Below are 1533 nucleotides of genomic sequence, written 5' to 3' on the forward strand. Positions count from 1 at the left end.
GCCCCCTCTCTGTCAGCCTCGGGTGAGACATCCCGCTTTGTCGGGTTAGCCTGAGAGGGCACGACAGGAGAACCACCCCCTCATGACCAGCACCAATCCCGCCGGATCCGACCCGGCTGCCCGGCCGAAGCGCCGCACCTTCAGTCCCGAGTACAAGCTGCGGATCGTGGCCGAGTATGACGCCGCGCCCAAGAACGAGAAGGGCGCGGTTCTGCGCCGCGAGCGGCTGTACCACTCGCACGTGAAGGAGTGGCGGGCTGCGCGGGATGCCGGGGCCCTGGAGCAGCTGGTCGACAAGCGCACCAGTCCGGCGAGGCCGAAGAAGTCCGCCGCCGAGGCGGAGAACGAGGTGCTGCGTCGCCAGGTGGAGCGGCTGGAGAAGGAACTGGCCCGGAACAAGGCCGCGTTGGAGGTCATGGGAAAAGCTTCCGCGCTCTTGGAAATGATCTCCGAGGGCGCGGACTGAGGGCTGCCGCCGACCCGGTGGCCGACGACGCGTTCGCCGGCATCGAGGGCATGCTGGGCATCACGGCCGCATGCCGGCTGACTGGCCGCTCCCGGGCCACCCACTATCGCCGGCTGCGGCCCCCACCGGAGCGAAAGCCCAGGAAACCGCAGGTCCAGCCCGCGGCCCTCGCGCCCGAGGAGCGGGCGGCGGTACTGGAGCTGATGAACTCGGGCGAGTACGCCGAACTCCCTCCCGCCCAGATCTGGGCCCGTGAGCTGGATGCCGGGCGCTATCACTGCTCGGTCTCCACGATGTACCGGATCCTGCGCGAGAAGGGCCAGTCCGGCGAGCGGCGGCGGCAGGCCACCCATCCGGCGAAGACGGTGCCCGAGCTGGTCGCCACCGGGCCCTCGCAGGTGTTCACCTGGGACATCACCAAGGCGGCCGGGCCGGTCAAGGGCGTCTGGTATCACGCCTACGTCATCATCGACATCTTCAGCCGGTACGTCGTCGGCCACACCGTCGAGGCTGCCGAATCAGCGGCGCGAGCCGAGGAGTTGATCCGGGAGACCATCGCCCGCAACGGCATCGTGCCCGAGTCCGTGCACGCCGACCGCGGCACCTCGATGACCTCCAAGAGGGTCTCCCAGCTGCTGACCGACCTCGGCGTCACCCGGTCGCACTCGCGGCCGAAGATCTCCAACGACAACCCCTACAGCGAGGCTCAGTTCAAGACCACGAAGTACATGTCGGACTACCCTGAACGGTTCGACTCGCTGGCTCATGCCCGCGAGTGGTTCGAGGCGTTCATCGCGTACTACAACCACGAGCACCGGCATTCGGGCATCGGCTGGCACACGCCCGCCAGCGTGCACTTCGGCACCGCCGAGGAGGTCCGCGACCAGCGGGCCATCACCCTCGCCGAGGCATACGCCCGCCACCCGGAACGGTTCGGCCGGCGCCCCCGACCACCCCAAATACCTCAGCAGGCGTGGATCAACGACCCGGCCAAGCGCCGTGAACCCGCAGCACAAACCTCATAGCGTCACGACCGTCTCACTGGACTTGAAATCTTCCGGCCGCCG

General features: G+C 68.4%; 2 protein-coding genes. Both read left to right on the top strand.

What is annotated here, in order from left to right; genetic code table 11:
• The first annotated feature begins 82 nt into the window (after positions 1-82).
• Positions 83-466, top strand: a complete 384-nt coding sequence (locus ACFZB3_RS50090) for a hypothetical protein (protein ID WP_391390608.1) — start codon at positions 83-85, stop codon at positions 464-466.
• 17 nt (positions 467-483) lie between these two features.
• On the top strand, positions 484-1491 hold the full coding sequence (locus ACFZB3_RS50095; RefSeq protein ID WP_391390609.1) for an IS3 family transposase: 1008 nt from the start codon (positions 484-486) through the stop codon (positions 1489-1491).
• Positions 1492-1533 lie beyond the last annotated feature (42 nt).

Source organism: Streptomyces sp. NPDC008092 (genome assembly GCF_042957285.1).
GTDB lineage: Bacteria > Actinomycetota > Actinomycetes > Streptomycetales > Streptomycetaceae > Streptomyces.

Coding starts and splice junctions, on each gene's coding strand:
- ACFZB3_RS50090 (WP_391390608.1), top strand. CDS start 83: ATGACCAGCACCAATCCCGCCGGATCCGACCCGGCTGCCCGGCCGAAG.